The organism is Actinomadura sp. NPDC047616 (assembly GCF_040642915.1).
In the GTDB taxonomy this organism is placed as follows: domain Bacteria; phylum Actinomycetota; class Actinomycetes; order Streptosporangiales; family Streptosporangiaceae; genus Spirillospora; species Spirillospora miaoliensis.
In genome coordinates this window covers 37948-64639 of sequence record NZ_JBEYTB010000025.1, presented here as the reverse complement: position 1 = coordinate 64639, position 26692 = coordinate 37948, and the positions used below count along the sequence as shown (strand labels likewise).

Annotated in this window: 25 protein-coding genes; 12 read left to right on the top strand and 13 right to left on the bottom strand. The window is 74.5% G+C overall.

Annotated features, from left to right (window positions below):
- Positions 1 to 1476, bottom strand: a complete 1476-nt coding sequence (locus ABZ801_RS38850) for an FAD-dependent monooxygenase (protein ID WP_360708224.1) — start codon at positions 1474 to 1476, stop codon at positions 1 to 3.
- Between the two features lie 152 nt (positions 1477 to 1628).
- Between ABZ801_RS38850 and ABZ801_RS38845 the strand changes: the two genes are divergently transcribed.
- Positions 1629 to 3590 carry a SpoIIE family protein phosphatase gene (locus ABZ801_RS38845; protein WP_360708221.1) on the top strand — a complete coding sequence of 654 codons (1962 nt, stop codon included), beginning with the start codon at positions 1629 to 1631 and terminating at the stop codon, positions 3588 to 3590.
- A gap of 81 nt (positions 3591 to 3671) precedes the next feature.
- Here the strand turns inward: ABZ801_RS38845 and ABZ801_RS38840 are convergent, their stop codons facing one another.
- The 3 genes from ABZ801_RS38840 to ABZ801_RS38830 form a co-directional block, all read right to left on the bottom strand.
- Positions 3672 to 4769: a hypothetical protein gene (locus ABZ801_RS38840; RefSeq protein ID WP_360708219.1), complete on the bottom strand. Its 1098-nt coding sequence runs from the start codon at positions 4767 to 4769 to the stop codon at positions 3672 to 3674.
- Positions 4770 to 5052: 283 nt separating this feature from the next.
- Positions 5053 to 5886, bottom strand: coding sequence for a DUF4253 domain-containing protein (locus tag ABZ801_RS38835; RefSeq protein WP_344953545.1), 834 nt, complete (start codon positions 5884 to 5886; stop codon positions 5053 to 5055).
- 191 nt (positions 5887 to 6077) lie between these two features.
- On the bottom strand, positions 6078 to 7553 hold the full coding sequence (locus ABZ801_RS38830; RefSeq protein ID WP_360708216.1) for an MFS transporter: 1476 nt from the start codon (positions 7551 to 7553) through the stop codon (positions 6078 to 6080).
- A gap of 70 nt (positions 7554 to 7623) precedes the next feature.
- Between ABZ801_RS38830 and ABZ801_RS38825 the strand changes: the two genes are divergently transcribed.
- Entirely contained in the window at positions 7624 to 8196 is a 573-nt protein-coding gene (locus tag ABZ801_RS38825) for a TetR/AcrR family transcriptional regulator (RefSeq protein ID WP_360708213.1), read from the top strand.
- 34 nt (positions 8197 to 8230) lie between these two features.
- Here ABZ801_RS38825 and ABZ801_RS38820 read toward each other — a convergent pair whose 3' ends face one another.
- From ABZ801_RS38820 to ABZ801_RS38805, 4 genes are all read right to left on the bottom strand, one after another.
- Entirely contained in the window at positions 8231 to 8425 is a 195-nt protein-coding gene (locus ABZ801_RS38820; RefSeq protein ID WP_360708210.1) for an RtcB family protein, read from the bottom strand.
- Positions 8376 to 9743: an RtcB family protein gene (locus tag ABZ801_RS38815; protein ID WP_360708207.1), complete on the bottom strand. Its 1368-nt coding sequence runs from the start codon at positions 9741 to 9743 to the stop codon at positions 8376 to 8378. The genes ABZ801_RS38820 and ABZ801_RS38815 overlap by 50 nt, the downstream gene beginning before the upstream one ends.
- Positions 9744 to 9938: 195 nt before the next feature.
- On the bottom strand, positions 9939 to 11579 hold the full coding sequence (locus ABZ801_RS38810; RefSeq protein ID WP_360708204.1) for a serine/threonine-protein kinase: 1641 nt from the start codon (positions 11577 to 11579) through the stop codon (positions 9939 to 9941).
- Positions 11580 to 11665: 86 nt separating this feature from the next.
- Positions 11666 to 12316: a TetR/AcrR family transcriptional regulator C-terminal domain-containing protein gene (locus ABZ801_RS38805; RefSeq protein ID WP_360708203.1), complete on the bottom strand. Its 651-nt coding sequence runs from the start codon at positions 12314 to 12316 to the stop codon at positions 11666 to 11668.
- Positions 12317 to 12390: 74 nt separating this feature from the next.
- On the opposite strand from ABZ801_RS38805, the gene ABZ801_RS38800 reads away from it, so the two are divergent.
- Positions 12391 to 13989, top strand: a complete 1599-nt coding sequence (locus tag ABZ801_RS38800) for an ATP-binding cassette domain-containing protein (RefSeq protein WP_360708200.1) — start codon at positions 12391 to 12393, stop codon at positions 13987 to 13989.
- 54 nt (positions 13990 to 14043) lie between these two features.
- Positions 14044 to 14925: an alpha/beta hydrolase gene (locus ABZ801_RS38795; protein WP_344957775.1), complete on the top strand. Its 882-nt coding sequence runs from the start codon at positions 14044 to 14046 to the stop codon at positions 14923 to 14925.
- Here the strand turns inward: ABZ801_RS38795 and ABZ801_RS38790 are convergent.
- A complete protein-coding gene (locus tag ABZ801_RS38790) occupies positions 14903 to 15841 on the bottom strand; it encodes a LysR substrate-binding domain-containing protein (RefSeq protein ID WP_344957777.1) in 939 nt (312 codons plus the stop codon). The two genes, ABZ801_RS38795 and ABZ801_RS38790, sit on opposite strands and share 23 nt — an antisense overlap.
- Before the next feature lie 124 nt (positions 15842 to 15965).
- Between ABZ801_RS38790 and ABZ801_RS38785 the strand changes: the two genes are divergently transcribed.
- The 7 genes from ABZ801_RS38785 (at position 15966) to kynU (ending at position 22373) form a co-directional block, all read left to right on the top strand.
- Entirely contained in the window at positions 15966 to 17405 is a 1440-nt protein-coding gene (locus ABZ801_RS38785; protein ID WP_360708197.1) for a 2-hydroxymuconic semialdehyde dehydrogenase, read from the top strand.
- 11 nt (positions 17406 to 17416) lie between these two features.
- Positions 17417 to 18232, top strand: coding sequence for a fumarylacetoacetate hydrolase family protein (locus ABZ801_RS38780; RefSeq protein WP_360708194.1), 816 nt, complete (start codon positions 17417 to 17419; stop codon positions 18230 to 18232).
- Positions 18229 to 18978, top strand: coding sequence for a fumarylacetoacetate hydrolase family protein (locus tag ABZ801_RS38775; RefSeq protein WP_360708191.1), 750 nt, complete (start codon positions 18229 to 18231; stop codon positions 18976 to 18978). Before ABZ801_RS38780 ends, ABZ801_RS38775 begins: the two co-directional genes overlap by 4 nt.
- Positions 18975 to 19442, top strand: a complete 468-nt coding sequence (locus tag ABZ801_RS38770; protein WP_344957786.1) for a RidA family protein — start codon at positions 18975 to 18977, stop codon at positions 19440 to 19442. Before ABZ801_RS38775 ends, ABZ801_RS38770 begins: the two co-directional genes overlap by 4 nt.
- Positions 19439 to 20014 carry a 3-hydroxyanthranilate 3,4-dioxygenase gene (locus ABZ801_RS38765; RefSeq protein ID WP_344957788.1) on the top strand — a complete coding sequence of 192 codons (576 nt, stop codon included), beginning with the start codon at positions 19439 to 19441 and terminating at the stop codon, positions 20012 to 20014. Before ABZ801_RS38770 ends, ABZ801_RS38765 begins: the two co-directional genes overlap by 4 nt.
- Complete coding sequence (locus ABZ801_RS38760; RefSeq protein WP_360708188.1) at positions 20011 to 21036, top strand: amidohydrolase family protein; 1026 nt, start codon at positions 20011 to 20013, stop codon at positions 21034 to 21036. The genes ABZ801_RS38765 and ABZ801_RS38760 overlap by 4 nt, the downstream gene beginning before the upstream one ends.
- Positions 21037 to 21101: 65 nt before the next feature.
- Complete coding sequence (kynU, locus tag ABZ801_RS38755; protein WP_360708185.1) at positions 21102 to 22373, top strand: kynureninase; 1272 nt, start codon at positions 21102 to 21104, stop codon at positions 22371 to 22373.
- A gap of 18 nt (positions 22374 to 22391) precedes the next feature.
- Here the strand turns inward: kynU and ABZ801_RS38750 are convergent, their stop codons facing one another.
- Entirely contained in the window at positions 22392 to 22973 is a 582-nt protein-coding gene (locus tag ABZ801_RS38750) for a TetR family transcriptional regulator C-terminal domain-containing protein (protein WP_360708183.1), read from the bottom strand.
- 80 nt (positions 22974 to 23053) lie between these two features.
- On the opposite strand from ABZ801_RS38750, the gene ABZ801_RS38745 reads away from it, so the two are divergent.
- Entirely contained in the window at positions 23054 to 24094 is a 1041-nt protein-coding gene (locus ABZ801_RS38745; RefSeq protein WP_360708180.1) for a hypothetical protein, read from the top strand.
- 3 nt (positions 24095 to 24097) lie between these two features.
- Here the strand turns inward: ABZ801_RS38745 and ABZ801_RS38740 are convergent, their stop codons facing one another.
- From ABZ801_RS38740 to ABZ801_RS38730, 3 genes are all read right to left on the bottom strand, one after another.
- On the bottom strand, positions 24098 to 24568 hold the full coding sequence (locus ABZ801_RS38740; RefSeq protein ID WP_360708177.1) for a luciferase family protein: 471 nt from the start codon (positions 24566 to 24568) through the stop codon (positions 24098 to 24100).
- Between the two features lie 131 nt (positions 24569 to 24699).
- On the bottom strand, positions 24700 to 25410 hold the full coding sequence (locus ABZ801_RS38735; RefSeq protein WP_344957800.1) for a TetR/AcrR family transcriptional regulator: 711 nt from the start codon (positions 25408 to 25410) through the stop codon (positions 24700 to 24702).
- A complete protein-coding gene (locus ABZ801_RS38730; RefSeq protein ID WP_360708174.1) occupies positions 25407 to 26675 on the bottom strand; it encodes an acyl-CoA dehydrogenase family protein in 1269 nt (422 codons plus the stop codon). The genes ABZ801_RS38735 and ABZ801_RS38730 overlap by 4 nt, the downstream gene beginning before the upstream one ends.
- Positions 26676 to 26692: the final 17 nt, after the last annotated feature.

Sequence of the window (26692 nt, the reverse complement as noted above, 5' to 3'; positions counted from 1 at the left end):
TCACCGGCTCGGGCACCACTCGCGGACCGCGGCGGCGGCAGCGGTGACGCGGGCCGCCTCGTCGCGTTCGTCGGACGCCCAGGCGATGTAGCCGTCCGGACGCACCAGCGTCGCGGCGGGCAGCCGCGCCCCGTTCACGCCGCTGTGCCGCACGGCCGTCACGTGCCCGGGCAGGGCGGGATGCCCGGCCGTGTCGAACAGCACGAAGCGCCCCCGGTGGAAGTGCTCGTACAGGCGGGTGGCGGACCCGCCGGTGTGCGCGAGCGTGCCGGGCGGCAGCCGCGTTCCGGCCAGGCGGTGCGCGCCGTCGCCGCGCGGCGGATAGGCGACCGACACGCCCGAGTACGCGCGGGCGAGGCGGCCGGCCACGGGCGGCAGCGGCGCGACCAGGCGTTCGGCGGTCCAGCGCAGCGCCTTGCGCAGCGGCGTCCGGGCGGTGTTGAGGCGGAACTGGCGGCCGGTCAGCGCCAGCACCGCCGCTCCCACCGGGTGGCGTTCGTCGTGGTAGGAGTCCAGCAGCCAGCCGGGCGCGCGTCCGGCGACGGCGGCGGCCAGCTTCCAGCCGAGGTTGAACGCGTCCTGCAGCCCCGCGTTCAGGCCCTGCGCCCCGGCGGGGGAGTGGGTGTGCGCGGCGTCCCCGGCCAGCAGCACGCGGCCGTGCCGGTAGGCGGTGACCTGGCGGCTCTCGCTGCGGTACCGCCCCGACCAGGTCATGTCGCGCGGCCCGAGGTCGCGGCCGGTGATCCGGACGATGCCGGCGTGCACCTCCGGCAGTGTCACCGGCTCGTCCACGGGCGCGTCCGCCCGCGCGTAGTCGTACAGCACCAGACGGCACGACCCGTCGCGGAACGGGAACGCCAGCAGCATTCCCCGGTCGGACAGCTCACCGTACGCCGTGTCCATGGACAGGCCGTCGAGATACAGGTCGGCCAGTGCCACCGAGCCGGGATTGGGGTGGCCGGGGAACGGTAAGCCCAGCGATTCCCGCGTGAAACTGCGGATGCCGTCGCAGCCGACGACATACGCGAACGACTCGCGTTCTCCCGAATCGAGTTCGACGCGCACTTCGTCACCGTTCTGCTCGAGTCCGGCGACTTTGCTCGACCAGGCGAACTCGGCGCCGAGTTCGCGGACCCGATCAACGAGAAGCGCCTCGACACGGCTCTGCGGGATGCTCAGCATGTAGGGGAAATCGGAGGGCAGGCGGCCGAAGTCGACGGCCGCGCCGCGCACGCCCAGGGGGAAGGTCCGCAGCGGTCTGCCCTGGTCGGTGAACCGTCCGGCCAGGCCGCGCAGGTCGAGCAGCTCCAGGCTGCGGGCGTGCAGGACGATGGCCCGCGAGTCGGTGCGGGGCGCGGGCCTGCGCTCGTACAGGCGCACGGGCACCCCGGCCAGGGCGAGTTCGGCGGCCAGCGCGAGCCCGGTGGGGCCGGCTCCGACGACGGCGATCCGATGCGGCGGTTCGGCGGGCGTCACGTGGCCTCCTCGCGCTCTTCGGCTGTGCGCACATTGACGCGTGCGGTGCCTGTTGCCGGTTATCTACCTCATCCCGTCGGAAAATGTCCCATAATCGAGCGATGCAGTCCTCCACCCGAATTCTGCTGGTCGGCCTGGATTCTTCGGGGAAAATGGTTCAGTTCGATCGCAACGCCACGGCGGTTCTGGGCGGGGGCCCGGATGGCATGCCGGTGACCGGGCTCGGCGACGTGATCGTCGGCGCGGAGGGGGACGCGCCGGACCGCCTGCTGGACGCGGTCCGCGAGGGCCGCGAGCGCACCGCCATGGTCGTGCTCGGCACCGCCGGCGGCGACCGGCACGACGCCGTCGTCACCGTCCATCCGATGTCCGGGGACCTGCCCGGCCTGGCGGCGCTGGCCGTCATCCGCGTCCCCGTCCCCGGCGCCGACCGCTTCCTGGACCCGGCGGTCGTCCGCCGCGCCCTGCTGGAGGACGCCCTCCCGCGCATCGGCGCCACCCTCGACCTCGACCAGCTCGCCCGCGGCCTGATGGACGTGGTGGTGCCGCACTTCTGCACCTCCGGCGCCCTGCTGCTGCGCGAGAGCGTCGCCGACCCCGACGAACCCGGCGGCGGCGCCGACGACCCGCCGCTGATGCGCCGCATGGCGGTCGGCTTCGACGACGGCGACCCGGTGTGGGACGCCACGTTCCCCACCGGCGAGACCATCGTCTACCCGGCCGGCACCCCGTACACGCGGTGCCTGGACACCGCCGCGCCCGTCCTGGCCGAACTGGACGCCGACGGCGCCTCGCACATCGCCGAGGCCTGGCACCGGGCGCCCGTGGCGGCACTGCTCGACGGGGCGTCCATGCTGCTGCTGCCGATCGTGTCGGACGGGTCGGCGCTCGGCTTCTTCGTGTGCGTGCGCGGCGCGGCGCACCGCCCGTTCGACGCCTACGACGTCGAGATCGGCATGGAGTTCGCCGCCCGCGCCGCCATCCTCATCGAGAGCGCCCGCCGCTACTCGCGCGAGCGCGCCACCGCCCTCACCCTGCAGCGCAGCCTGCTGCCCACCGGCCTGTCGGCGCCGTCCACGGTGGAGGTGCACCACCGCTACCTGCCGGGCAGCCGCCTCATCGAGGTCGGCGGCGACTGGTACGAGTCGATCGCGCTGCCCGGCGCCCGCGTCGCCCTGGTCGTCGGCGACGTCGCCGGGCACGGCGTGCGCGCGGCCGTGACGATGGGACGGCTGCGCACCGCCCTGCACACCCTGGCCGGGCTGGACCTGCCCCCGGCCGAGGCCCTGGAACGCCTCGACTCGCTCATGGGCTCGCTCGGCGAACGCGAACCGCACTTCGCCACCTGCGTGTACGCCGTCTACGACGCCGTCACCGGGCAGTGCGAGGCCGCCAGCGCCGGGCACCTGCCGCCGCTGCTCGTCCCGCCCGGCGGCCCCGCCTCCTACCTGGACGTGCGGCCCGCCCCGCCGCTCGGCGTCGGCGCCGGCCCCATCGTCAGCCGCGAGTTCACCGTCGAGGACGGCACCCTGCTCGTCCTGTACACCGACGGGCTGGTGGAGAACCGCACCCGCGACATCGACGACGGGCTGGCGCGGCTGCGCGCGGTGTTCGGCCCCGGCTCGCGCGGACGGTCACTGGAGGCCCTGTGCCAGGCCAGCCTGGACGGCGTGTACGACGACCGGCACCGCGACGACATCGCCATGCTCGTCGCGCGGCTGCGGCGCATCCCCGCCGACGACCACGTCTCCTGGGAGCTGCCCGGCGACCCGGCCGCGATCCGCCGCGCCCGCGGCCTGGTCCGCGACCGCCTGCACCGCTGGGACCTGGCCGAACTGGCCGACTCGACCGTGCTGCTGACCTCCGAGCTGGTCACCAACGCGGTCCGGCACGCGGGCGGCCGGATCACGCTGCGCCTGGTCCGCGAGGGCGGGCTGGTGTGCGAGGTGTTCGACTCCTCCGACGCCCGGCCCCGCGTCAGCCGCCACGCCGGGGACGCGCTGCGCGACGCCGAGTCCGGCCGCGGCCTGCACGTCGTCGGCCGCATCGCCCGCCGCTGGGGCGTCCGCCGCACCCCCACCGGCAAGGCCGTCTGGGCCGAACAGGAACTGTGAACCCGCCCATTTTCTGGGGGCGACCCCCAGACCCCCGAGCCGTGCTGAGGCGATCCTCGCTCCGCTAGCGCTCCGCTGCGGTCACCTCAGCACGGAAATGTGCACGTGGTCGTAGTGGTTCTGGGTGATGCTGCCGCGGTCCTCCATGCGGCGCCAGCCTGGGAAGCGCACGTTCCAGATGTGCTGTTTCCAGATGACGTAGGAGACGCCGAGACGGCGGGCGTTGGCGACGGCGTACGCGGCGACCTGGTCGCCGTGGCGCTGCGCCGACGCGCTCGGCATGCGGCCGATCGGGCCCTCCATGAAGTCGCAGGCGCGTCCGGCGGCGTGGTCCTGCGCGTCGGCGCCGCCGCGGTAGCAGCCGATGGTGGGGAACGGGCCGAAGATCTGGTCGAGCTCCATCACCAGGTCGCGCATGGTCGCGGTCATCAGGTTGCCGGTGACGGTGGTGCGGGCGCCGGTCGCCCCGTCCGGCCGTCCCGTGACACGCGGGCCCGACTGCTTGGGCGCCTTGGGCGCCTTGGCGGCCGACGCGCGGCGCGGCGGATCGTCCTGCAGCACCGCGACGCGGGTGCCGGGCGGCAGCACCTTCCTGAGCCGCTTGGACAGCGTCCCGGCGGCGGTCTTGGACGCGCTGACCACCAGGCCGTTGCCCTGCGGCATGCCCAGGGTACGGGCCTGCGCGCGCGACACCACCGCGTCCACGTCCTCGATGCCCATCGACGCGTACGCGGCGACCCGCAGGTTGCCGGGGGCGCCCGCGCCGCCCGCCTGCACGACGCCGCCGAGCGGCACCGACCCGTCCCGGCTCAGCTCGAACGACACCGCCAGGCCGCCGGTCGCCACGCTCTGCCACAGCGCGTCCGACTCGGCCGACTGCCGCGGGGTGAACGCGCGGAAGCTCGACGGGTCGACGCCGAGCAGCCCCACGCGGCGTCCCGCCACCTGCGCCTGGGCGGCGTCCACGACCGTCAGCCCCGCGACGCCCTTGACCCGGCGTGCGCGTTCGACCGCGTCGGGCGGCAGCGGGGCGTCGCCCGCGACCAGCAGGCTGGGGGTGAGGAGCCCGGTGAGCGGCGCGACGGTCGGGGTCGCCGTGTCGGTGTTGATGGAGACCAGATGACCGGTTCCGCCTGCATCGCCGGAGTCGTCCAGCACGCCGGACGCGACGACGGCCACGTCCGCGACCAGGGTGGCCGCGACCGCGGTGGCGATGACCGCGGGGAGCGTCCGGCTCCGTCCGCCCGCGCGTCGCTGACTGCCGGACCTGACTGACCCCCGTGTCCGCACCTGGGTTCCCTTCCGAGCGTGCTCCGACGAGCGTGCGTGGCGGCGGAGCGAGGGGCGGGCTCGGCTCCGGTGGGCATGTGGGTCGCATAGTAGACAGACGCGGCCGCGCCGGACCAGTGCCCGGCACCGCCGTGGGACCGGTCCAGGGCCGCTGACCTGCGTCAACCCCGGATCAGTCCCACCAGAACGACCACCAGGTCTTGCCGCGGATCTCCTCGGCGTACCCGGCCAGCGTGCCCGGGCCCTGGAACAGGATGTCGGGGCAGAACGCCCAGTGCTCGGCGGCCACGTGCAGCGCGTGGCGTGCCGTGACGGGCGGCGCGGCCACGCTCAGCTCCAGGGTGTTGAAGCCGAGGCCGACGACGCGGGCGCCGAAGCGGTCCTCCCACCCGCGCACCACGGCGGCCAGCGGCGCGGTCCACTCGTTGTGGTTGAGCGCGCCCTGCCAGCCCACCGCGGCCAGCGCGTCGGCGCCGCGGTCCACCGCGACCAGGCCGAGCGACAGGCCGCGCGAGGCCAGCGAGCGGGCGTTGCGGTCGGCGACGGCGCCGGGGTCGTCCAGCAGGGACGCCGGCGGCGCCGTGCCGGGGCAGTGCGCGCCGAACGGGGCCAGGTCCTCCAGGTCTTCCTCGGTGGCCTGCTCCACCCAGTCGGACCACACCTCGTACATGAAGGCGTCGGGGGCGTAGTTGGCGATCTCCTCGACGGGCTCGGGGGCGACCTGCCCCGCCGCCCACGGCTGGGCGGACTCGTCCATCAGCAGCGGCCACAGGCCCGAGACGGGATGCTCGGCGCGCAGCCGCGCCCACAGCTCGCCGGACACCGGGTCGTCGCTCACCCAGAACGCGGGACGCCGGACGAACTGGCGCTGCGGGTAGCCGGGGTCCGGCCACACCACGTCGCCGTCGGGCAGCGGCGTGGACAGCGACCGCTCGACGCTCGGGTCGGCGAACAGCTGCGCCAGGCCGCCCGGCAGCTGGTGCCGGAGCTCGTCGAGGTCATCCATTTCACGCCGTTCCAGTACAGGTCATGCCAACGGGGGATCTTGGCACTCCGTGGAATGTTAACGGCGTCCGCGGCGGTCGGGGGACGAGCCGGCCGGATCGATGCGGCACCGGTGTTCACCGGTCACGGCGGCGGCCGCCGCGGAGGTGCCGGCCACCAGTGCGATCGTGCCGGCGGCGGTCAGCGCGCCGGTCAGCGGATGCCGCGCAGCGCGACGGCCGTCGCGGCCGCCACCAGCAGGAGCAGCGCGGCGCTGACCGCGGCGGCCGTGGTGACCCCGTCGGTGTAGGCGGACGCGGCCGCGTCGAGGAGCGCCGTCCCGGCCTGCCCGCCGATCCGTTCGGCGGCGGCGACGGCGCCCGCGACGGTCTGCGTGGCGGCCTCGCCGGTCCCCGCGGGCGCGTCCGCCTCCATGGCGGTGCGGTAGACCGTGCCGGCGGTCGTGCCGAGCACCGCGATGCCCAGCGCCGCGCCCAGCTCGGCACTGGTCTCGGAGATGCCCGCCGCCGCTCCGGCGCGCTCGGGGGGCGCCGTGGCGAGGATGAGCGTGTTGGCGAGCGTCCCGGTGATGCCGGCGCCGAACGTCAGCACGGTGTAGCCGCCGACGAAGCCCCACGGCGACGTGTCCGGGCCCACCGAGGCGACGACGGCGAAACCGGCGGCCGCGGCCGTCAGCCCCGCTGCCATCAGCGGCGCCGTGCGCAGCCGGTCGGCCAGCGCCCCGGCGGCCGCCGCGCCCGCGAAGGTCCCCGCGACGGTCGGCAGGGCGGACAGGGCCGCGCGCAGCGGGCTGAGCCCGTGCACGGTCTGCAGGAACGTGAACGCCAGCACTCCCAGCCCCGACGCAGCCAACGCCACGGCCGCGTTCGCGCCGACCGCGGCGGCGAAGGCGCGGACCCGGAACAGGCCGACGTCGACCAGCGGGTGGGCCGCGCGGCGCTGCCGCACCACGAACGCGGCGGCGAACACCGCGCCCCCGCCCGCCGCCGCGATGCCCGGCAGGTCGGCGCCGTGTTCGGCGATCCGCTTCATGGCCAGCACCGGCGCCAGGATCGCCGGGAACGACAGGGCGGCGCCGGGGACGTCGAACCGCACCGGGTGCGGGCTCCTGGACTCGGCCACCAGCAGCGGCGCGGTCGCCAGCAGGAGCAGCATGACGGGCACGTTGACGAGGAAGAGCGCCCCCCACCAGAACCGTTCGAGCATCAGCCCGCCGACGACGGGGCCGGCGACGGAGCCGCCGGTGAACGCGACCGTCCAGGCGCCCACGGCCGCGCGCCGCCGCCGCTCGTCGGGGTACATGCCGCGGATCAGCGACAGGGTGGACGGGGCGAGCGTCGCGCCGCCGACGCCCAGCAGCGCCCGGGCGAGGATGAACGCCACGGGGTCGCCGGCCAGGCACAGGACGGCCGACGCGGCGCCGAACGACGCCGCGCCCAACATCAGCAGCCGGCGGCGGCCGATGCGGTCGCCCAGGCCGCCCATGGTGATCAGCAGCCCGGCCATCACGAAGCCGTAGACGTCCATCATCCACAGCCACTGCGTGGCCGTGGGCGCCAGCTCCGCGGAGATCGCGGGAGCGGCCACGAACAGGATCGACAGGTCCATCGACACCAGCAGCGCGGGCAGCAGCAGGACGGCCAGGCCCCAGGGGCGGAGAGAGCGCATGGGCCGATCGTACGTACGTACAAACAGGCCGTCAAAACGTACGTCCGTACAAATGCTAGGCTCCGGGGCCATGGGACAGCGCGAGGATCTGCTGGCGGGGGCCCGGGCCTGCCTTGCCGAGAAGGGCTACAGCCGCACCACGGCCCGCGACATCGCCGCCGCCTCGGGCGCGCACCTGGCGTCCATCGGCTACCACTTCGGCTCCAAGGACGGCCTCATGGCCGCGGCGGTGCTGCAGGCGTCCGACGAGTGGGGCGACACGATCGAGGCGGCGGTCCGGGCGGCGGGCGAGGCGAGCCCCGCCGAACGCCTGCGCGTGTTCCTGGCCGAGCTGTTCGCCGCGATCCCCCGCAGCCGGCCGCTGCTGGTCGCCAGCGTGCAGGCCTACAGCGAGGCGCAGTTCAGCGAGGAGGTCCGCGGCCCCCTGCTGGAGGCCGTCGGCCGCGCCCGCGCCGAGCTCGCCGCCATGGTCCTGGGCGTGGACGCCGCCGACGTCGACGAGGACACCGCGCGGGGCCTGGGCTCGCTGGTGCACGGCCTCGTCGTCGGCTACGTCCTGCAGGCCCTTCTGTCGCCCGGCACGATGCCGACCGCCGACCAGGTCGTCGCCGCGCTCGGCGCCCTGACCCGCGCCACCGCCTGAGAGGCCGGTCGGCGGGCCGGTCGGCGGGCCGCGCTCAGCCCTTGACGGTGAGGAGCGGGCGCAGTTCGGCCACCGGCGCGGCCACGCCGCCCGCGTGCAGGCTCGACACCACGGGGCCGATGTCCTTGTAGGCCCATGGCGCCTCCTGCTTGAGGTCGCGGCGCCAGGCCGCCATCACGTCAGCGCGGCGCGCCACCGCCGGGTCGCGGTGGTCCAGTGGCGTGACCACGCGGAACTCCCGGAGGAAGGCGTCGAGGTCGCGGTCGCTCGCCCGCGGCGGTGGCGCCGCGCGGCACGCGCCGTCCGGCGCCGTGGCAGGCGCTGGCCAGCGTGCGGGGATCGCCGTGGCCGCGCAGCACGTAGCTGGCCGCGCCCATCGACCCGGGCACGATCACCGGCTCGCCCCACATCGCGTACGGGCCGCCCGTCATCTGCTCGTGCCCGCCCGCGGGGGTCGCGCCCTTGCGGTGGACGACGCGGTCCCCGTCCCGCCAGAACAGGTTGTGCGGCGCGTCGTAGACCAGCCGCGCCGTCATCCGCCCGCATTCGGCGGCGAGCCCGGCCCGCATGGTGAGCGCGAGGAAGAAGCGGTTGCCGGCGGCGAAGTTGGCGGCATTGCCGAACGCGTCCAGGTAGCGGCGGCGGGCCGCGGCGGAACGCTCGTCCAGCGGGAACGGCAGGATCCCGTTGCGGGGCCGGGGCAGCCCCGCCGGCCACGTCTCGCGCAGCCCGTCCAGCGCCGTGGCGTTCGCCTGGTGTCCCAGGGACAGCGAGCCGCTGTGCACCATCAGCACGACCGTGCCCGGGGTCAGGCCCCACGCGTACGCGGCGGAGGCGTCGTGGACCCGCGCCACGTACTGCAGTTCGGCGAAGTGGTTGCCGCCGCCGATGCCGCCGATGATGCTGTCGTGGCTGGCGCCTCCGCCGCCGCCCGCGCTGGTGATCCAGTCGGCGAACGCGCCGGCGGTTCCGGCCGGGTGCGCCGGCGCGTGCATGCGGTCCAGGCAGTCGCCGGGGTCGGTGGGCTGGTAGCCCTGCCACGGGGCGTCGCCGGTGAGGAGCAGACCCGGGAGCCCGTCGCGCAGGAGCGCCTCCCGCTGGACGGGGGTGAGGGCGATGCGGCGGCCGCCCTCGAAGAACAGGTGCCGCAGCCGCCGCTCCAGGGCGTCCAGGCGCGGCCGCACCTCCTCCACGGTGAGCGAGGTGACCTCCAGCCGCATGCCGCAGTTGACGTCGTTGCCGACCGCCTGCGGGAGCAGCGCGCCCTCGGTCTCGACGACCGTGCCGATCGGTATGCCCGCGCCCTTGTGGAAGTCGGGAGTGAGAACCAGGCGGGTGAGACGGGGCGTGCCGTGGCCGGGTGCCGTCCCGGCGAGACGGGCGAGGGTGCCGGCGGTCTCCAGGACGGACAGCACCTCGTCGACGGCGGCCGGTTCGAGCGGCACGCGCTCGCCGGCGCAGATGTCGATGGGGATGTCCCAGGGGTTCGGCAGGGTGAGCCAGTGCTCGTCACGCCGCACGAGACGGCGGTCCTGACGGATGCGCATGATGGTGAAGTCCTCGGGCTGCTGGAAGAACGAACGCGGAAGCGGGCGCGCTGGAGGGCGCGCCGGAGAAGGCGGCGGAAGCGAGCCGCCGCCGTGGTCCTCGTGGTTCAGCAGCCGCGAGGTGAAGGCGTCCCCGAACGTAACGCGGCACGCACCGCTCGCGCCACGTGATTTACGCCCCGCAGGACCGTCCGGTCAGCCCAGGTCGGCCATGGTGAAGTCGTCGAAGTCGGCTCCGGCGGAGCCCGCCCCCCTCGGGTCGACGTACAGGCCCGTAGAGGTCCGGTCGTCCTGCGACTTGAGGGGGGAGGCGGCGTCCACCGCCGTCGCCGCCCGCTTGCCGTTCACCCACAGCGCCAGCTCGACCTTGGTGCCCGAGCCCGCGCAGGTGGCCTGGATGCGGTTGGACTTGCCGGGAGTGCCGACGGGGCCTTCGGAGCGCGCCAGCTGCCGTGAACGCCCTCCCAGCTCGGACTTGCGGATGCCGGCCACGCCGTCGGGGCGCAGCCCCAGGGTGTACTTGGCGCCGCCGTAGCCGTTGCGGCAGAACACGCCCGCCTCCGCGTCCCCGCCGCCCTCGGTGATGCGGGTCTTCACGTCCAGGAGCATCCGCGCGGGGATCCTCTTCCCCTGCGGCAGCGGCATGAACTTGGCGTCCTCGCCCATGTTCGCGCGCATCCGGTACACGCCGCCGACGTACGTGGGGGAGCCGGGCATGCCCTCGAACCAGCCGGACCCGGCGTCCTCGAAGTCGTCGGTCACGAGCGTTTCGCGTGGTTCGAAGTCGGCGGCCTCGGAGGAGCCGCCGTTCCTGGTGAGCGCCACGGCCACGACGACGAGGATCACGGCGACCGCGAGCGCCGCGCCGCCGACGGCGAGGAGACGGCCCCGGCGCCCGCCCGGGGAATCCGCGACGGTGGGCGCGGCGGGCAGGTCCGCCGGAGCCGTGAGGTGCGCGGTCGGCGCGGGGTGGGGCGACGGCGGCGGGGGCTGCTCGGCCACCGTGCGCGCGGCCGCCGCGGTGTCGCGGCCGCCGGTCAGCCGGTCCAGCAGGTCGCCGGCGGACGGCCGCCGCGCCGGGTCCTTCGCGGTGGCCTGCTCGACCAGCTCGCGCAGCGGGCCGGTCAGCCCGTCCAGCCTCGGCGGATCGCTCACGACCCGGAAGAGGATCTCCTCGACGGTGGAGCCGGGGAACGCCGGGCGCCCGGACGCGGCGAACGCCAGCACGCACCCCCAGGAGAACACGTCGGCCGCCGGGGTCAGCTCGCCGCCGCGCAGCAGTTCGGGCGCCATGTAGGCGGGGGTGCCGACGAGCTGCCCGGTGCGGGTGGCGGACGTCGCGTCCAGCGCCCGCGCGATCCCGAAGTCGATGACGCGCGGCCCGTACGGCGAGATCAGCACGTTGGACGGCTTGAGGTCGCGGTGCACCAGCCCGGCGCCGTGGATGGCCGACAGCGCGGTCGCGGTGCCCACGGCCAGGGCGTCCAGGTTCGAGCCGGTCAGCGGCCCGCCCTCGCGCACCGCCCGGTCCAGCGTCGGCCCGTCGATGAACTCGGTGACGACGTACAGCGGGTCGCCGGTCAGGTCGGCGTCCAGCACCGGCGCCGTGCAGAACGGCCGGACCCGCCGCGCCGCCGTGACCTCCCGCACGAACCGGGCGCGGAAGGGCTCCTCCTGCACGAGTTCGGGATTGATGACCTTGACCGCGACGTGCCGTCCGTGCCCGTCCTCGCCGAGGTACACCGTGCCCATCCCGCCCCGCCCCAGCCGTCCGAGCAGGCGGTACGGGCCGAGCCGGCGCGGGTCGGAGCCGTTCAGCGGTTGACTCTCGGGCACAGCGGGATCGCCTTTCCGGCAGGGGCCGACGCCTTCGAGGCCCCATCTTTCCGGACGATCCCCCCGCCCGCGATCGCCTTCTCCGCTCAGTCCGGGGTCATGCCGGTGAGGAGCCAGGTGAGCGACTGGGTGAAGGCGGTGTCCCAGTCGTTGGCGCTGGGGTGGCCGTGGGCGGCGAGGGTGGGGTAGAGGTCGCGGTGGCGGGCCAGCAGTTCGTCGGCGGTCCGGCGGGTCTGGTCCTCGCCGGTCGAGCTGACCTGCATCAGGGCCGAGCCGACGACGAAGTTGGCCAGGCCGTAGGCGGCGGCCACGAGCCGGGGGCCGGTGAACCCCGCGTCGACGAGGACGGCGTGCAGGTACTCGGTGCGGGCCAGCACGTTCGGGCCGAGGAGCGGACGGCCCAGCAGCGCGGCCGACCACGGGTGGCGGAGCATGGCGGCGCGCCACTCGGCGAGCAGGGCGGTCGCGTCCGCGCGCCAGTCGCCGGTGCGGGCGGGCACGGGGAACTCGCCGAGGATCGCGTCGAGCGCGAGGTCGAGCACGTCGTCCTTGGTCTCCACGTGCCAGTAGAGGGTCGTCGAGCCGGTGCCGAGGCGTTCGGCGAGGCGGCGCATGGTCAGGCGGTCGGGGCCTTCCTCGTCGAGCAGCGCCACGGCCTCGGCGACGATGCGCTCGCGGGTCAGGGGCGGGGCGTCGCGCCGGGCTCTGCGCGGTCTGAGCCACACGCTGTCGGTCATGCGGGCGAGCCTAGTACATTGAGCCGGTACCGGATCGTTGGTCGAGTTGCTCGAACAGTGCACGAGGGAGCGTCGTGGGACATGTCGAGGTGAGCCGGCTGACCTACGTGCTGCCCGACGGCCGTCCCCTGCTGGACGACGTGTCGTTCCGGATCGGCGAGGGCGCCAAGGCCGCCCTGGTCGGCCCGAACGGGGCGGGCAAGACGACGCTGCTGCGGCTGGTCGCGGGCGAGCTGAGCTCGGCGGACGGCGTGGTGGGCGTGTCGGGCGGGCTGGGCGTCATGCGGCAGTTCATCGGCAGCGTGCGGGACGGGCGGAGCGTGCACGACCTGCTGGTGTCGGTGGCACCCGGACGGGTGCGGTCGGCGGCCGGGCGGCTGGCGCGGGCCGAGCGCGCGCTCGGCGACGACGAGGCGTCGCAGCTGGCATACGCCGAGGCCATCAACGACTACGCCGATGCGGGCGGATACGAGCTGGAGGTCGTCTGGGACACCTGTACGACCGTCGCGCTGGGGCTGCCCTACGAGCGGGCGAAGGACCGCCCCGTCGGCACGCTGTCGGGCGGGGAGCAGAAGCGGCTCGTCCTGGAGGCGCTGCTGCGCGGCCCGGACGACGTGCTGCTGCTGGACGAGCCCGACAACTACCTGGACGTCCCCGGCAAGCAGTGGCTCGCCGAAAGGCTGACCGGCACGTCCAAGACCGTGCTGCTTGTCTCCCACGACCGGCGGCTTCTCGCCGACGCCGCCGACCGCATCGTCACCGTGGAGGGCGGGGACGTGTGGGTGCACGGCGGCGGGTTCGCCACCTACGCGCAGGCGCGCAGGGAACGCACCGAGCGTCTGCACGAGCTGCGCAGGAGATGGGACGAGGAGCACGCCAGGCTCAAGCGGCTCGTGCACACGCTGCGGCAGCGCGCCGCCAACAACGACGCGGTGGCGTCGGCCTACCAGGCGGCGCGCACGCGGTTGCACAGGTTCGAGGAGGCGGGGCCGCCCCGGGCGGCGCCCAAGGAGCAGAACGTGCGCATGCGGCTGAGGGGCGGACGCACCGGCAAGCGTGCGGTGACGTGCGAGCGCCTGGAGCTGACGGGGCTGATGCGGCCGTTCGACACCGAGATCTGGTACGGGGAACGGGTGGCGGTGCTCGGGTCCAACGGCTCGGGGAAGTCGTCGTTCCTGCGGCTGCTGGCGGGGGAGGACGTCGCGCACACCGGTGTCGCCAGGCTCGGGGCGCGGGTGTCGCCCGGGCACTTCGTCCAGACGCACGCCCGTCCTGAACTGCACGGGCGCACCCCCGCCGACATCATCACCACCGAGTACGCGCTGACGCTGAACGAGGCGATGGCGGCGCTGGCGCGCTACGAGCTGGCACCCGCGGGACGGCGCCCGTTCGAGACGCTGTCGGGCGGGCAGCAGGCACGGCTGCAGATCCTGCTGCTGGAGCTGTCGGGCGCGACGCTGCTGCTGCTCGACGAGCCCACCGACAACCTGGACCTGGCGAGCGCCGAGGCCCTGCAGCACGGGCTGGAGGGGTTCTCCGGCACCGTCCTGGCGGTCACGCACGATCGCTGGTTCGCCGACGACTTCGACCGCTACCTGATCTTCGGCGGCGACGGCGTCGTGTACGAGGCCGACGAGCCGGTGTGGGACGAGGGTCGTCCCGGTTCGTTATAGCGGACGCCCGTAACGGTATTTGATTGCGCCGGCCGGGCGGCGGAGGCTGGGGGCATGACCGTGTCGCTGGAGGACTGGCCGGGGCGGGAGCTGTCCGACGAGGAGCTGGACGTCGCCTACAACGTGCGGCGCAAGGCGGGGGAGGACGAGTTCGCGCGCCTCATGACCCGCTACCGGCGGATGTCGGACGAGGCCGTGGAAGGGCTGCCCGGACATCCGGGGGTCGTGTACGACGAGACCAGTGGTGAGCGCCTCGACGTCTGGGGCACCGGCCCGGACCTCAGGCCGGTGTTCGTGTTCGTCCACGGCGGCTACTGGCGGGCGTTGTCGCGGCACGATTCGGCGTTCATGGCGCGGATGCTGTGGGAGCAGGGCGTCGCGACCGTCGTGCCCGACTACACGCTGGCGCCCGCGGCGACGCTGGAGGAGATCGTCCGCCAGGTGCGGGCGGCGGTCGCCTGGGTCCACCGCGAGGGCGCGCACCACGGGCTCGACCCGGAGCGCATCGTGGTGGGCGGCAGTTCGGCGGGCGGGCACCTGACCGGGATGCTCATGGTGGACGGCTGGCAGGACGCGCTCGGGCTGCCCCCGGACGTGGTCAAGGCCGCCATGCCGTTCAGCGGGCTGTTCGACATACGGCCCCTGGTGCGCGTCTACGTCAACGAGTGGCTCGGCCTGGACGTGCGGAGGGCGGCCCGGCTCAGCCCCGGACTGCTGCCGGCCGGACGGCGCTGCCCGGCGGTGGTGGCGGTGGCCGAGGACGACGGCACCGGGTTCGTCGAGCAGTCGCGCGGGTTCCACCGGCACTGGGGCGAGGCGGCCGAACTGCTGGTCGTCCCGGAGCGCAACCACTTCGACGTGGTGCTGGACCTGGCCGACGCCGGCTCCGCGGTGAGCCGGGCGCTGCTGGGGCTCATCGCTCGAACCGGCCGGTGAGCGCGGCCGCCTCCCGCCGGAGGTGGTCGAGCATCAGCCGGGCCGAGGGCGTCAGCGGGCGTCCGTCCGGCAGCGTCACGCCGACCTGGCGGCGCACCGGCTCCAGCGGCACGGGCAGCGGGGCGATCTCGCCGTCGGTCACCGCCACCAGCTCGGGCAGCGCCGCGATCATGTCGGTGTCGCGGACCAGGGTGCGCACGGTCAGGATCGACGTGCACTCCACCAGGTCGGACGGCGGCGGCAGGCCCTCGTCGCGGAACACCTGCTCCAGCTCCTGGCGCAGCGCGGTCTGCTCCAGGGGCAGCACCCACGGGTAGTCCAGCAGGTCGCGCAGGGCGAGGCCGCGGCGCCGCCGGGCGGGGTGGTCGCGGCGGGCGACCAGGCGGACCGGCTCGCCGTAGAGGGTGACCTGCCGCAGCCCGCGCAGGTCGTCGATGGGGTTGAGACGGCCCACGATCAGGTCGAGCTCGCCGTCCAGCAGGCGCGGCGCCTGGACGTCGAACGTGGCCTCCCGCACGATCACGGTGATGCCGGGACGGTCGCGTTTCAGCGCGGCGATGGCGCGCGGCAGCAGCACGTTCGACCCGGCGAGCAGGGTGCCGATGGTGACCGTGCCGACCCGCGCGTCGGCCAGCTCGGCGATGCGCTCCCCGGCGCGGCGCAGCTCGGCCAGCACGGCGCGGGCGTGCTCGACGAACGCCTCGCCGAACAGGGTGGGCGTGACCCCGCGCGGCCCCCGGGTGAACAGCTCCACGCCGAGCACGTCCTCGACCTCGCGCAGGCTGCGGGTCGCCGCGGGCTGCGCCAGCCGCAGGTGCCGGGCGGCGTGCAGCACGCTGCCGTGGTCGGCGATCGCCACCACCAGGACCAGATGCCGCAGCTTCAGCCGCCCGTTGAGCAGGTCGATCGGTCGCATGCCGCCTTCCTATCACCATCTCGTGATAGCCGCGAAGGCAAAGAGTATTTGTCAGGTATAGCTGACGGGGCGCATCATCGCAGTGTCCGGCCCGTGCGCGCGGGGACCCGTCCGAGGGATGACCATGAAGCCTGAGCACTATGTCGGCGGCGCGTTCACCGGAGACGGCGAGCGCGACTTCCCGCTGATCGACCCGGTGGACGGCACCGAGCGGGGCCGGGTGCCCGAGGCGTCCCGCGAGACGGTCGACGCGGCCGTCCGGGCCGCCCGGCGGGCGCTCCAGGGCCCCTGGGGCGCCGCCTCCCCGCAGGACCGGGCCGCCGCCCTGCGCGAGATCGCCGACGGCGTCGAGGCGCGGTTCGAGGAGTTCGTGGACGCCGAGGCCGCCGACACCGGCAAGCCCCGCGACCTGGCCGCCACCGTCGACATCCCCCGCGCCGTCGGCAACTTCCGCGCCTACGCCGACCTGCTGTACGGACGGGGCGAGCACGCCTACACCACACGCGTGCCGGGCTGGAGCGGCGGCACCGGCGAGGCGCTCAACTACACCGTGCGGCGCCCGCTCGGGGTGGTCGCGGTCATCTCCCCGTGGAACCTGCCGCTGCTGCTGCTCACCTGGAAGGTCGCGCCCGCCCTGGCGGCCGGGAACGCGGTGGTGGCCAAGCCGTCGGAGCAGACGCCGTCCACGGCCACGCTGCTGGCCGACGTGATCCACGGGACCGGGCTGCCGGCGGGCGCGTTCAACCTCGTGCACGGGCACGGCCCCGGCGCGGCGGGGGAGTTCCTGACCGGCCACCCCGGCGTGGACGCGATCGCGTTCACCGGCGAGTCGGCCACCGGCGCGGCGATCATGCGCAACGCCGCCGAGCACGTCACGCCGGTCTCGTTCGAGCTGGGCGGCAAGAATCCCGCGCTGATCTTCGCCGACGCCGACCTGGACAGGGCCCTGGACGGCACGGTCCGCTCGACGTTCACCCACTCCGGGCAGATCTGCCTGTGCACCGAACGCGTCTACGTCGAACGCCCGATCTTCGCCGAGTTCACCGCCGCGCTCGCCGAACGCGCCCGCGCGCTGCGCGACTACGGCCCGATGATCTCCGCCGCGCACCGCGACAAGGTGCTGTCGTACTACCGGCTGGCGGTGGAGGAGGGCGCCACGGTGGCGGCGGGCGGCGGCGTCCCCGCGTTCGGCGACCGGCGCGACGGCGGCTTCTACGTCGAGCCGACCGTGCTGACCGGCCTGCCCGAGACGGCCCGGGTCGTCCGCGAGGAGATCTTCGGGCCGGTGTGCCACGTCGCGCCGTTCGACACCGAGGAGGAGGCGGTGCGCCTGGCCAACGACAGCCCCTACGGCCTGGCCGCCACCGTGTGGACGAGCGACCTGTCGCGGGCGCACCGGGTGGCGCCGCGCGTCGAGGCGGGCATCGTCTGGGTCAACTGCTGGAACCTGCGCGACCTGCGCACCCCGTTCGGCGGGGTCAAGGCGTCCGGGATCGGCCGCGAGGGGGGAGAGTACTCCCTGGACTTCTTCTCCGAGCCCGTGAACGTCTGCGTGCAGATCTAGAAAGCGAGCCCGTGACCGAGACGACACACCACACCGCCGCCCTCCAGGCCGCCGCCGACCGCATCCTCGGCGCCCACGCCTCCGGCACCCCGTGCGCGCCCGTCCGCGACCTGATCGACGGCCCCGACGCCGCGTACGCCGTGCAGCGCCGCCTCATCGAGCGGTGGCTGGCCCGGGGTCGCCGCCTGACCGGCCGCAAGATCGGCCTGACGTCGCGGGCCGTGCAGCGGCAGCTCGGCGTGGACAGCCCCGACTGCGGCGCGCTGTTCGCCGACATGGCCGTGCCGGACGGCGCGGAGATCCCGGCCGGGACGGTCCTGCAGCCCCGGGCCGAGGCCGAGGTCGCGCTCGTGCTGGACCGCGACCTGACGCACGAGCGGCACACCGTCGCCGACATCATCCGCGCCACCGCGTTCGCGCTGCCCGCCATCGAGGTCGCCGGCAGCCGCATCCGCGACTGGGACATCACGCTCGCCGACACCGTCGCCGACAACGCCTCCTCCGGCGTGTACGTGCTGGGCAACCGGCCCGTCCGGCCGGCGGACGTGGACCTGCGGCTGTGCGGCATGGTGCTGGAGCGGCGCGGCGAGCAGGTGTCCACCGGCACCGGCGCCGCCTGCCTGGGCCACCCGCTCAACGCGGCGCTGTGGCTGGCCGACGCGATGGTCGCCCTCGGCACCCCGCTGCGCGCGGGCGACACCGTCCTGACCGGGGCGCTCGGCCCGATGGTCCCCCCGGCGCCCGGCGACGTGCTGGAGGCCCGCATCGACGGCCTCGGCGACGTCCGCGTCGCCTTCGCGAAGGAACCCGCCGAGGAGGAGTCGTGACCACCGATGTGAACGCGCTGGCCGAGGCGCTGGAGGCGGCCGAACGCGACGTGCGGCCCATCCCGAGGCTCACCGACTCCGCGGACCTGGACGTGCCCACCGCGTACGCCGTCCAGCACGCCGTCATCGAGCGGCGCCGGGCGCGCGGCGAACGGCTCGCCGGCGTCAAGATGGGCTTCACCAGCCGCGCCAAGATGATCCAGATGGGCGTCGACGACGTGATCTGGGGCCTGCTCACCGACGCGATGCCCGCCGGGCCGGACGTGGACGTCTCCCGGCTCATCCACCCCCGGATCGAACCGGAGATCGTCTTCCTGATCGGCCGGGAGATCCGCTCGCCCGCCGAGGCGGACGCCGCGATCGACGCCGTCGCGGTCGGCTACGAGATCCTCGACTCCCGTTACGACGGCTTCTCGTTCACGCTGCCCGACGTCGTGGCCGACAACGCCTCGGCCGCCCGGTTCGGCGTCGGGCCCTGGCACCGGCCGCGGGACGTGTCGAACGTCGGGCTGCTGATGGAGATCGACGGGCGTCCCGCGCAGAGCGGCTCGTCGGCCGCGATCCTCGGCGACCCGGTCCGGTCGCTGCGCGCCGCGGCCCGCCTGGCCGCCGCGTCCGGGATCACCCTGGAACCGGGGTGGGTGGTGCTCGCCGGGGCCGCCACCGCCGCGGTTCCGCTGCCCAAGGGCGCCCACGTCCGCGTCACCGGCGCGGGCCTGGGCGGCGTGGAGGTGACCGCCCGGTGAACGAGGCCTACCTGGTCGACGGCAAGGCCCGGCCGCGCGGCCGGTTCCCGCACCTCAAGCGGGCGGGCGACCTGGTGTTCGTGTCCGGGACGAGCTCGCGGCGGCCCGACGGCACGTTCGCGGGCGCGCGCGCCGACGCCATGGGCGTCACCGACCTGGACATCCGGGAGCAGACGCGGGCGGTCGTCGAGAACGTCCGCGACCTGCTGCGCGCCGCCGGGGGAGACCTGTCCGACCTGGTCAGCGTCACCACGTACCTGGTGAACATGAACGACTTCGGCGGGTACAACGAGGTCTACGGCGAGTACTTCGACGAGACCGGCCCGGCCCGCACCACCGTCGCCGTGCACCAGCTTCCGCACCCGCACCTGCTCATCGAGATGTCGTGCGTGGCCCACATCCCGCAGGACCGCGACCGCAACTCCGACCGGGACCGAAGCCCCCACGAGGAGGCCGGAACATGACCGTGCCGAGGACACTGCCGAAACTGTCGCACGGGCGACCGTTCGACTTCGCCCGCTGGATCGAGGAGCACCGCGACCTGCTCAGGCCGCCGGTCGGCAACGTCCAGGTCTGGGAGGACGCCGGAATGATCGTCATGGTGGTCGGCGGCCCCAACCAGCGCACCGACTTCCACGACGACCCCACCGAGGAGTTCTTCTACCAGCTCAAGGGCACCATGGTGCTGCGCGTCATGGAGGAGGAGGGGCGGCCCCCGGTCGACGTGCAGATCGGCGAGGGCGAGGTGTTCCTGCTGCCCCCGCACGTGCGTCACTCGCCGCAGCGCCCCGAGCCGGGCAGCGTCGGCCTGGTCGTGGAGATCGCCCGCCCGGAGGGGCGGCGCGAGGCGTTCGAGTGGTACTGCACCGAGTGCCACCACCTGGTGCACCGCGCCGAACTGCAGGTCCGGTCGATCGTGGACGACCTGCCCCCGGTGTTCCAGGGCTTCTACAACGGCGACCGCCGGTGCCCCCACTGCGGTGCCGTCCACCCCGGCAAGGAATGGCCCGAGCACATGCGACCCCAGACCCGATGAACACGCCAACGTCCGCGCACACCGTCATCGACGTCCACGCCCACGTCTTCCCCCGCGTGTCGCGCGCTGAGGCCCGGCTGCTGGCGGGCGCGGGGGAGCCGTGGCTGCGCGAGCACGGCGACGGCACGGGGATGATGATGAGCGGCGACGACGAGTACCGTCCCGTGCGCGCCGAGCTGTGGGACGCGGACGCGCGCCTGGTCGCCATGGACCGTTCGGGGGTGGACGTGCAGGTGGTGTCGTCCACGCCGCTGATGTTCGGATACGCGGCCGAGCCCGCGCGCGCGGCGGACTGGTGCGAGCTGGTCAACGAACGCATCCTCGACTACTGCGCGCAGGCCCCCGGACGCCTGGTCCCCTTGTGCCAGGTGCCGTTGCAGGACGTCGAGACGGCCTGCGCCATGGTCACCAAGGCGGCGGCGGCCGGGCACCGCGGCGTGCACATCGGCAACCACGTCGGCGCCCGGTACCTCGACGACGCGGCGATCGTCGACTTCCTGGCGCACTGCGCCGACGAGGGCGTGCCCGTCCTCGTCCACCCCTGGGACATGCTCGGCGACGACCGCATGAACGGCCGCTACATGCTGCCGTGGCTGGTCGGCATGGCCGCCGAGACGCAGCTGTCGATCCTGACGCTCATCCTGTCCGGCGCGTTCGAGCGCCTGCCCGAGACGCTGCGGCTGTGCTTCTGCCACGGCGGCGGCAGCTTCGCCTACCTGCTGGGACGCGCCGACAACGCCTGGCGCAACCGCGACATCGTCCGCCGCGACTCGCCCCGCCCGCCCTCGGCCTACACCGGCCGCTTCCACGTCGACTCGGCCGTGTTCGACCCGCGGGCGCTGCGCCTGCTGGTGGACGTCATGGGCGCCGACCGGGTGATGCTCGGCACCGACTTCCCCTTCCCGCTCGGCGAGGTCGAGCCCGGCGCCGTCATCCGCGCCTGCGCCGGCCTCACCGACGACGAGTGCGCGGCCCTGCTCGGCGGAAACGCCCGCGCCTTCTTCGCCCTGGACGCGCCCTGACGGGGAATCACCCCGGCGAGCCCGCGACCGCCCCACGAGAACAAGAACTGGTGAGAATGCCCCACATGGACTTCCTGCCGTCCGAGGACCCCGGCGCCGCCGAGGCGCGGCGGCTGGACGAGGCCGACCCGCTGCCGACGCTGCGCGCCGAGTTCCACGTTCCGGCGGCCCCGGATGGCGGCGAGGCCGCCTACTTCGCCGGCAACTCCCTCGGCCTGCAGCCCCGCGCCGCCGCGGAGCTGGTCAACGAGGAGCTGCTGGACTGGGCGCGGCTGGCCGTCGAGGGCCACCACCACGGGCGCCGCCCCTGGGTCGGCTACCACGAGCTGCTGCGCGAGCCCGCCGCCCGCCTGGTCGGCGCGCTGCCGCACGAGGTCGTCGCGATGAACTCGCTGACGGTCAACCTGCACCTGATGATGGCCACCTTCTACCGGCCCGCCGGGGACCGCACCCGCATCCTGATCGAGGACTCGGCGTTCCCGTCCGACTCCTACGCGGTGGGCAGCCAGGCGGTGCACCACGGCCTCGACCCGGCGGAGACGGTGGTGCGGCTGCGGCCCCGCCCCGGCGAGGAGCACCTGCGCACCGAGGACGTCGTCGGCCGCCTCGAACGCGAGGGCGACCGCGTCGCGCTGGTCCTGCTCGGCGGCGTCAACTACCTGACCGGGCAGCTCATGGACATCCCGACGATCACCAAGGCGGGCCGCGCCGCCGGCGCCGTCGTCGGCTGGGACCTGGCGCACGCCGCCGGGAACGTTCCGCTGCGCCTGCACGACTGGGACGTCGACTTCGCCGCCTGGTGCTCCTACAAGTACCTCAACGGCGGGCCCGGCGCGGTGGCGGGCTGCTTCGTGCACGAACGCCACGTCCGGGACGCCTCGCTGCCGCGCCTGTCGGGCTGGTGGGGCAACGACCCGGCGACCCGCTTCGCGATGGCGCCGGACTTCGTGCCGGTCGCCTCGGCCGACTCCTGGCAGCTGTCCAACCCGCCGATCCTGGCGATGGCGCCCGTGCTGGCCTCGCTGCGGATCTTCGACCGGGTCGGCATGGACGCGCTGCGCGCCAAGAGCCGCCGCCTGACCGGCTACCTGGCCGACCGGCTCGCCGGGATCGGCGGCCTGGAGGTGATCACGCCGTCCGATCCGGCCTGGCGCGGCTGCCAGCTGTCGATCCGGGTGGCCGACGCCGCGGGCCTGGTCCGCCGGCTGGCCGACGAGGCCGGGGTGATCGCCGACGCCCGGGAGCCCGACGTGGTCCGCCTGGCCCCGGCGCCGCTGTACTGCACGTTCGCCGACTGCCACCGCGCCGCCGAGGCACTGGCGGCCCTGCTGCGCTGACCCGTCACCTCAGGCGGTTCACCGCAGGCGGTCCAGGTGCCGTGACACCAGGGCCGCCAGCCGCTCGGGGGTGTGCAGGTCCGGACGCATCGCCGCGTGCACGGCGAGCCCGTCGACGAGGGCGTGCAGCCGCTGGGCCTCGACCTCGACGTCCTCGCCGGGCGTGCCGGCGGGCAGCAGGTCGCGGACGATCCGGCGGCAGCCCGCCAGCAGCGTGTCGTGGCCCTCCTCGCGCAGCGCGCGCAGCTCCGGATCCACCATGGCGCGCGCGGTGAACGCCAGCCACACCTCGTTCTCGGCGCGGCGGTCGGCGTCCAGCGGCAGCAGCTCGGCCAGCACCAGCTCGGCGCGGCGCCGCGGGTCGGGCCCGGCGTCCAGCGCCGCCACCCGCCGCTCGATCCGCTCGATCACCATGCGCAGGGCGAAGGTCATCAGCTCCCCCTGGCTGGCGAAGTAGTGCCGCAGCGAGCCCATCGACAGCCCGGCCTCGCGCGCCACGTTGCGCACCGACGCGTGCTCCAGGCCGTCGCGCCGGATCACCCGCCACACCGCCTCGGCCACCTCGCGCCGCCGCCGCTCGGCGTCCACCACCTTCGGCATGCCCCCTTTCTAGCACAGTCGTGCTACCATCCGCTGATATAGCACAGTCGTGCTAAAAACTGCGCGGACGGAGAACCGCCATGCCGACGACCACCCCACGCCAGGACTCCCCGCCCACCCGCCCGCCCCGCGACCGCCGGCGCCGTCGCGTCATCGTGATCACCCTGCTCGGCTGGGTGGCCGCCAACGCGGTCGCGCTCGCCGCCGCCGGGCGCGCGCTCCCCTTCGACTGGCCCGGCGTCGGCGACCGGTCGGCGGCCGGGCAGGTGCTCGACGCCGACCTCAGGGCCCTGGAAGCCCTGCTGATCATCGCCCTGGCGTACGCGCTGACCCGCCGCCGCGCCGTCCCCGTCCCCGAACTGGCGGCGCGCGCCCCCGGCCGCCGCGCGGCGCTACGCGAGACCCTCCTGCTGCTGGCGTACGGCGCGTGCGGGCTGCTCGGCGGGTTCGTCCTGGCCCGCGCGTTCGGCTGGCATCCGTTCGGCTTCCACCTCGCCGGATCGGTCTTCGGCACGCACGAGCACGTCGCGCCCGCGGAGGCGCTCACCTGGGCCTGCTACAACGCGGCCGTCTACGGCGTCGTCCCGCTGCTGTGGTTCGGCCGCCGCCACCCGGCCGCCGCCCTGAACCTGACCTCCCGGGACCGGCGCGCCGACGCCCGGCTCGTCGCGGTCGTGCTGCTGGTCGAGTCGGTCGTGCAGTTCGCCGCGCTCAGACCGGCGATCGTGGGCCTGGACGGCGCGCAGCTGGCGCTCGGCGTGCCGCTCACCTTCGCGTTGTTCCTGCTGGGCGCGGTGCTCCCGGCGATGGTGTTCATCTACTGCCTGCTCGTCCCGCGTTTCCTGCGGCTGACCGGCTCGGTGGCCGCCACCGTCGTCCTCGGCGGGCTGACCTACGCGGCGATGCACCTGTGGGACGCCTGGACGGTCTTCGACTCTCCGGGCCACGCGGCGCTGTCGATCGTCTTCCTGCTGTTCACCTACGTGCCGCCGGGCATGGTGAAGACGACCCTGACCGTGCGGACGGGCAACGCCTGGGTGCACGTGTGGGCGTACCACGCGCTGGTGCCGCACACCCTCGTCGACACCCCGCACGTCACGCACGTCTTCGGGATCAGATGACCCTCAGAGGTGCGGGCGCGGGCCGGCGCCGGGGATGACCGCGGCCAGGCGGCGCAGGCGGCCGGTGTGCGCGGCCGACGGCGGCCGCACCGCCGCGCCGCACGGCGAGGACGCCTTCGACGGCGGCGGCGACGGCGGCGGCGACGGTGTGGTGTTCGCCTTGATCGCCACGCTGGCCAGCGACACGACCAGCGCCACGTCGGAGTCGGTGTCGAGCCGCACCGCGACCCACTCGCCGCCCGCCCGGATCGCCACCCGCCCGGACTCGGCGAGCGCGCCGCCGAGGCGTTCCACCACCGGGCGCGTCAGCCGCAGCTCGGCCTCGTCGTCGCAGTGCAGATGGACGATCTGCCTGCCGCCGGCCTGCAGGGCGATGCCGATGCCGCAGTCGGCGCGGACCTTGCTCACCCCGGGCCACGCCGCCAGCCGGGCGGCGATCCGCCCGGCGTGGGAGGTCTTGCCGCTCCCCGTCACAGCGCCATCGTTGCGCCCCGCCGACGGGCAGCGGAACCGGCCGAGTCGAAATCGTTACCATCGGGGGCGAACCCGTTCGAGCCGCCGGGCCGCCGACGACCGGATGGAACGGCACGAAGTGGCCGAAAGGCTCAGTTCCGGGGCCGGTCCAGGCGCTCGCCGTGCCGCAGCCGGTCCAGGCCGAGCCAGATGAACTCCACGGCCATCTGCTCGGCCCGCTCCCGGGGGGTGCCGGGGTGCTCCAGCCACCACGACACCATCGACAGCATCGCCCCGTACATCAGCGGCACCAGCAGCCGCGCCCGCCGCTCGTTGACCTCCAGCGCGGCGGGCGACAGGGCGGGGTCGGCGCGGCGGCGGCGCAGCAGGATGTCGGCCAGCGCGGTGCCCATCCGCTCGCGCAGCTCGTGCAGGCCCGGCCCGACCTCCGGCTTGTCCAGGTGCCGGATCACCAGCGCCCAGGCGTCCGGCTCCTCGGTGGCGTAGTCGAACAGCGCCCCCACCATCGCGCTGATGTTGTCGACGCTGTCGCGCGCGGGCGCCACGGCCGCGTTGAGCCGTCCCGTCAGCTCGGTGACGATCATCTCGGTCACCTCGACGAACAGGTCCTCCTTGGAGCCGAAGTGCTGGTAGAGCAGCGCCTTGGAGACCCGGGCGGCGGCCGCCACGTGATCCATCTGGGTCAGGTGGTAGCCGCGCCGCCCGAACTCGCCGAGGGCCACCGCGAGCAGCTGCTCGCGGCGCCGGGCGTGCGACATCCGCCGCCGCGCGCCCGCCGCCGGCGCGGTCGTCTCCGGGCCCTCCTCCGGCGCGGCCGCCGCGTCCCCCGTGCCGCCCGTCATGCGCCCAGGTACTTCCCCAGCTCGGTGCGCGCCACCGACCGCACGTGCACCTCGTCGGGGCCGTCGGCCAGGCGCAGCGCCCGCGCCCCGGCCCACATGGCCGCCAGCGGCGTGTCGTCGCTGACGCCCGCGCCGCCGTGCACCTGGATCGCCTTGTCCAGCACGTCCAGCGCGACGCGCGGCGCGATCACCTTGATCGCGGAGACCTCCGAGCGGGCCGCCCGGACGCCCTCCCTGTCGATCAGCCAGGCGGTCTTGAGGGTGAGCAGCCGGGCCTGCTCGATCGCCATCCGCGACTCGGCGATCCACTGCTGGATCACGCCCTGCCGGGCCAGTTCCTTGCCGAACGCCACGCGCGACACCGCCCGCTCGCACATCAGCTGCAGGGCCCGCTCGGCCATGCCGAGGGCGCGCATGCAGTGGTGGATGCGGCCGGGGCCGAGCCGGGCCTGCGCGATGGCGAAGCCGCCGCCCTCCTCGCCGACCAGGTTCTCCACCGGCACCCGCACGTCGGTGAAGCGGATCTCGCAGTGGCCCTCCTGGTCGGAGTAGCCGAACACGGGCAGCGCCCGGACGATCTCCACCCCGGGCGTGTCGACCGGCACCAGCACCATGGACTGCTGCCGGTACGGGTGGCCCTCGGGATCGGTCTTGCCCATCACGATCATGATCTTGCAGCGGGGGTCGGCCGAGCCGCTGATCCACCACTTGCGGCCGTTGATGACGTAGTGGTCCCCGTCGCGCTCGATCCGGGTGGAGATGTTGCGCGCGTCGGAGCTGGCCACGTCCGGCTCGGTCATGGCGAAGGCGCTGCGGATCTCGCCGTTCAGCAGCGGGACGAGCCAGCGCCGCTTCTGCTCGGGGGTGCCGAACAGGTGCAGCACCTCCATGTTGCCGGTGTCGGGCGCCGAGCAGTTGAGCGCCTCGGGCGCGATGTGCGGGACGCGTCCGGTGACCTCGGCCAGGGACGCGTAGTCGACCACGCTCAGGCCGTGCGCGGGCGTCTCCTCCTCGCTCACCGGCGGGTGCAGCGGGGCCAGGCCGCCGGGGTGCTCGGCGGGCAGGAACAGGTTCCACAGCCCGCGCCGGCGCGCCTCGGCCTTGAGCTCCTCGACGATCGGCGGGAGGGTGTGCTCCTGGCCCGCGGCGCGCAGCTCGCGCCGCTGCGCCGCGTACACGGGTTCGGCGGGGTAGACGTGGGCATCCATGAAGTCCTGCAGCCGGGCGAGTTGGTCGCGGGCCCGTTCGCTCAAACCGAAGTCCATTCGGTTAGAGTAACTGA

Coding starts and splice junctions, on each gene's coding strand:
- ABZ801_RS38845 (WP_360708221.1), top strand. CDS start 1,629: ATGGTTCAGTTCGATCGCAACGCCACGGCGGTTCTGGGCGGGGGCCCG.
- ABZ801_RS38835 (WP_344953545.1), bottom strand. CDS start 5,886: ATGGATGACCTCGACGAGCTCCGGCACCAGCTGCCGGGCGGCCTGGCG.
- ABZ801_RS38830 (WP_360708216.1), bottom strand. CDS start 7,553: ATGCGCTCTCTCCGCCCCTGGGGCCTGGCCGTCCTGCTGCTGCCCGCG.
- ABZ801_RS38825 (WP_360708213.1), top strand. CDS start 7,624: ATGGGACAGCGCGAGGATCTGCTGGCGGGGGCCCGGGCCTGCCTTGCC.
- ABZ801_RS38815 (WP_360708207.1), bottom strand. CDS start 9,743: ATGCGCATCCGTCAGGACCGCCGTCTCGTGCGGCGTGACGAGCACTGG.
- ABZ801_RS38805 (WP_360708203.1), bottom strand. CDS start 12,316: ATGACCGACAGCGTGTGGCTCAGACCGCGCAGAGCCCGGCGCGACGCC.
- ABZ801_RS38795 (WP_344957775.1), top strand. CDS start 14,044: ATGACCGTGTCGCTGGAGGACTGGCCGGGGCGGGAGCTGTCCGACGAG.
- ABZ801_RS38790 (WP_344957777.1), bottom strand. CDS start 15,841: ATGCGACCGATCGACCTGCTCAACGGGCGGCTGAAGCTGCGGCATCTG.
- ABZ801_RS38785 (WP_360708197.1), top strand. CDS start 15,966: ATGAAGCCTGAGCACTATGTCGGCGGCGCGTTCACCGGAGACGGCGAG.
- ABZ801_RS38765 (WP_344957788.1), top strand. CDS start 19,439: ATGACCGTGCCGAGGACACTGCCGAAACTGTCGCACGGGCGACCGTTC.
- ABZ801_RS38760 (WP_360708188.1), top strand. CDS start 20,011: ATGAACACGCCAACGTCCGCGCACACCGTCATCGACGTCCACGCCCAC.
- kynU (WP_360708185.1), top strand. CDS start 21,102: ATGGACTTCCTGCCGTCCGAGGACCCCGGCGCCGCCGAGGCGCGGCGG.
- ABZ801_RS38750 (WP_360708183.1), bottom strand. CDS start 22,973: ATGCCGAAGGTGGTGGACGCCGAGCGGCGGCGGCGCGAGGTGGCCGAG.
- ABZ801_RS38745 (WP_360708180.1), top strand. CDS start 23,054: ATGCCGACGACCACCCCACGCCAGGACTCCCCGCCCACCCGCCCGCCC.
- ABZ801_RS38735 (WP_344957800.1), bottom strand. CDS start 25,410: ATGACGGGCGGCACGGGGGACGCGGCGGCCGCGCCGGAGGAGGGCCCG.
- ABZ801_RS38730 (WP_360708174.1), bottom strand. CDS start 26,675: ATGGACTTCGGTTTGAGCGAACGGGCCCGCGACCAACTCGCCCGGCTG.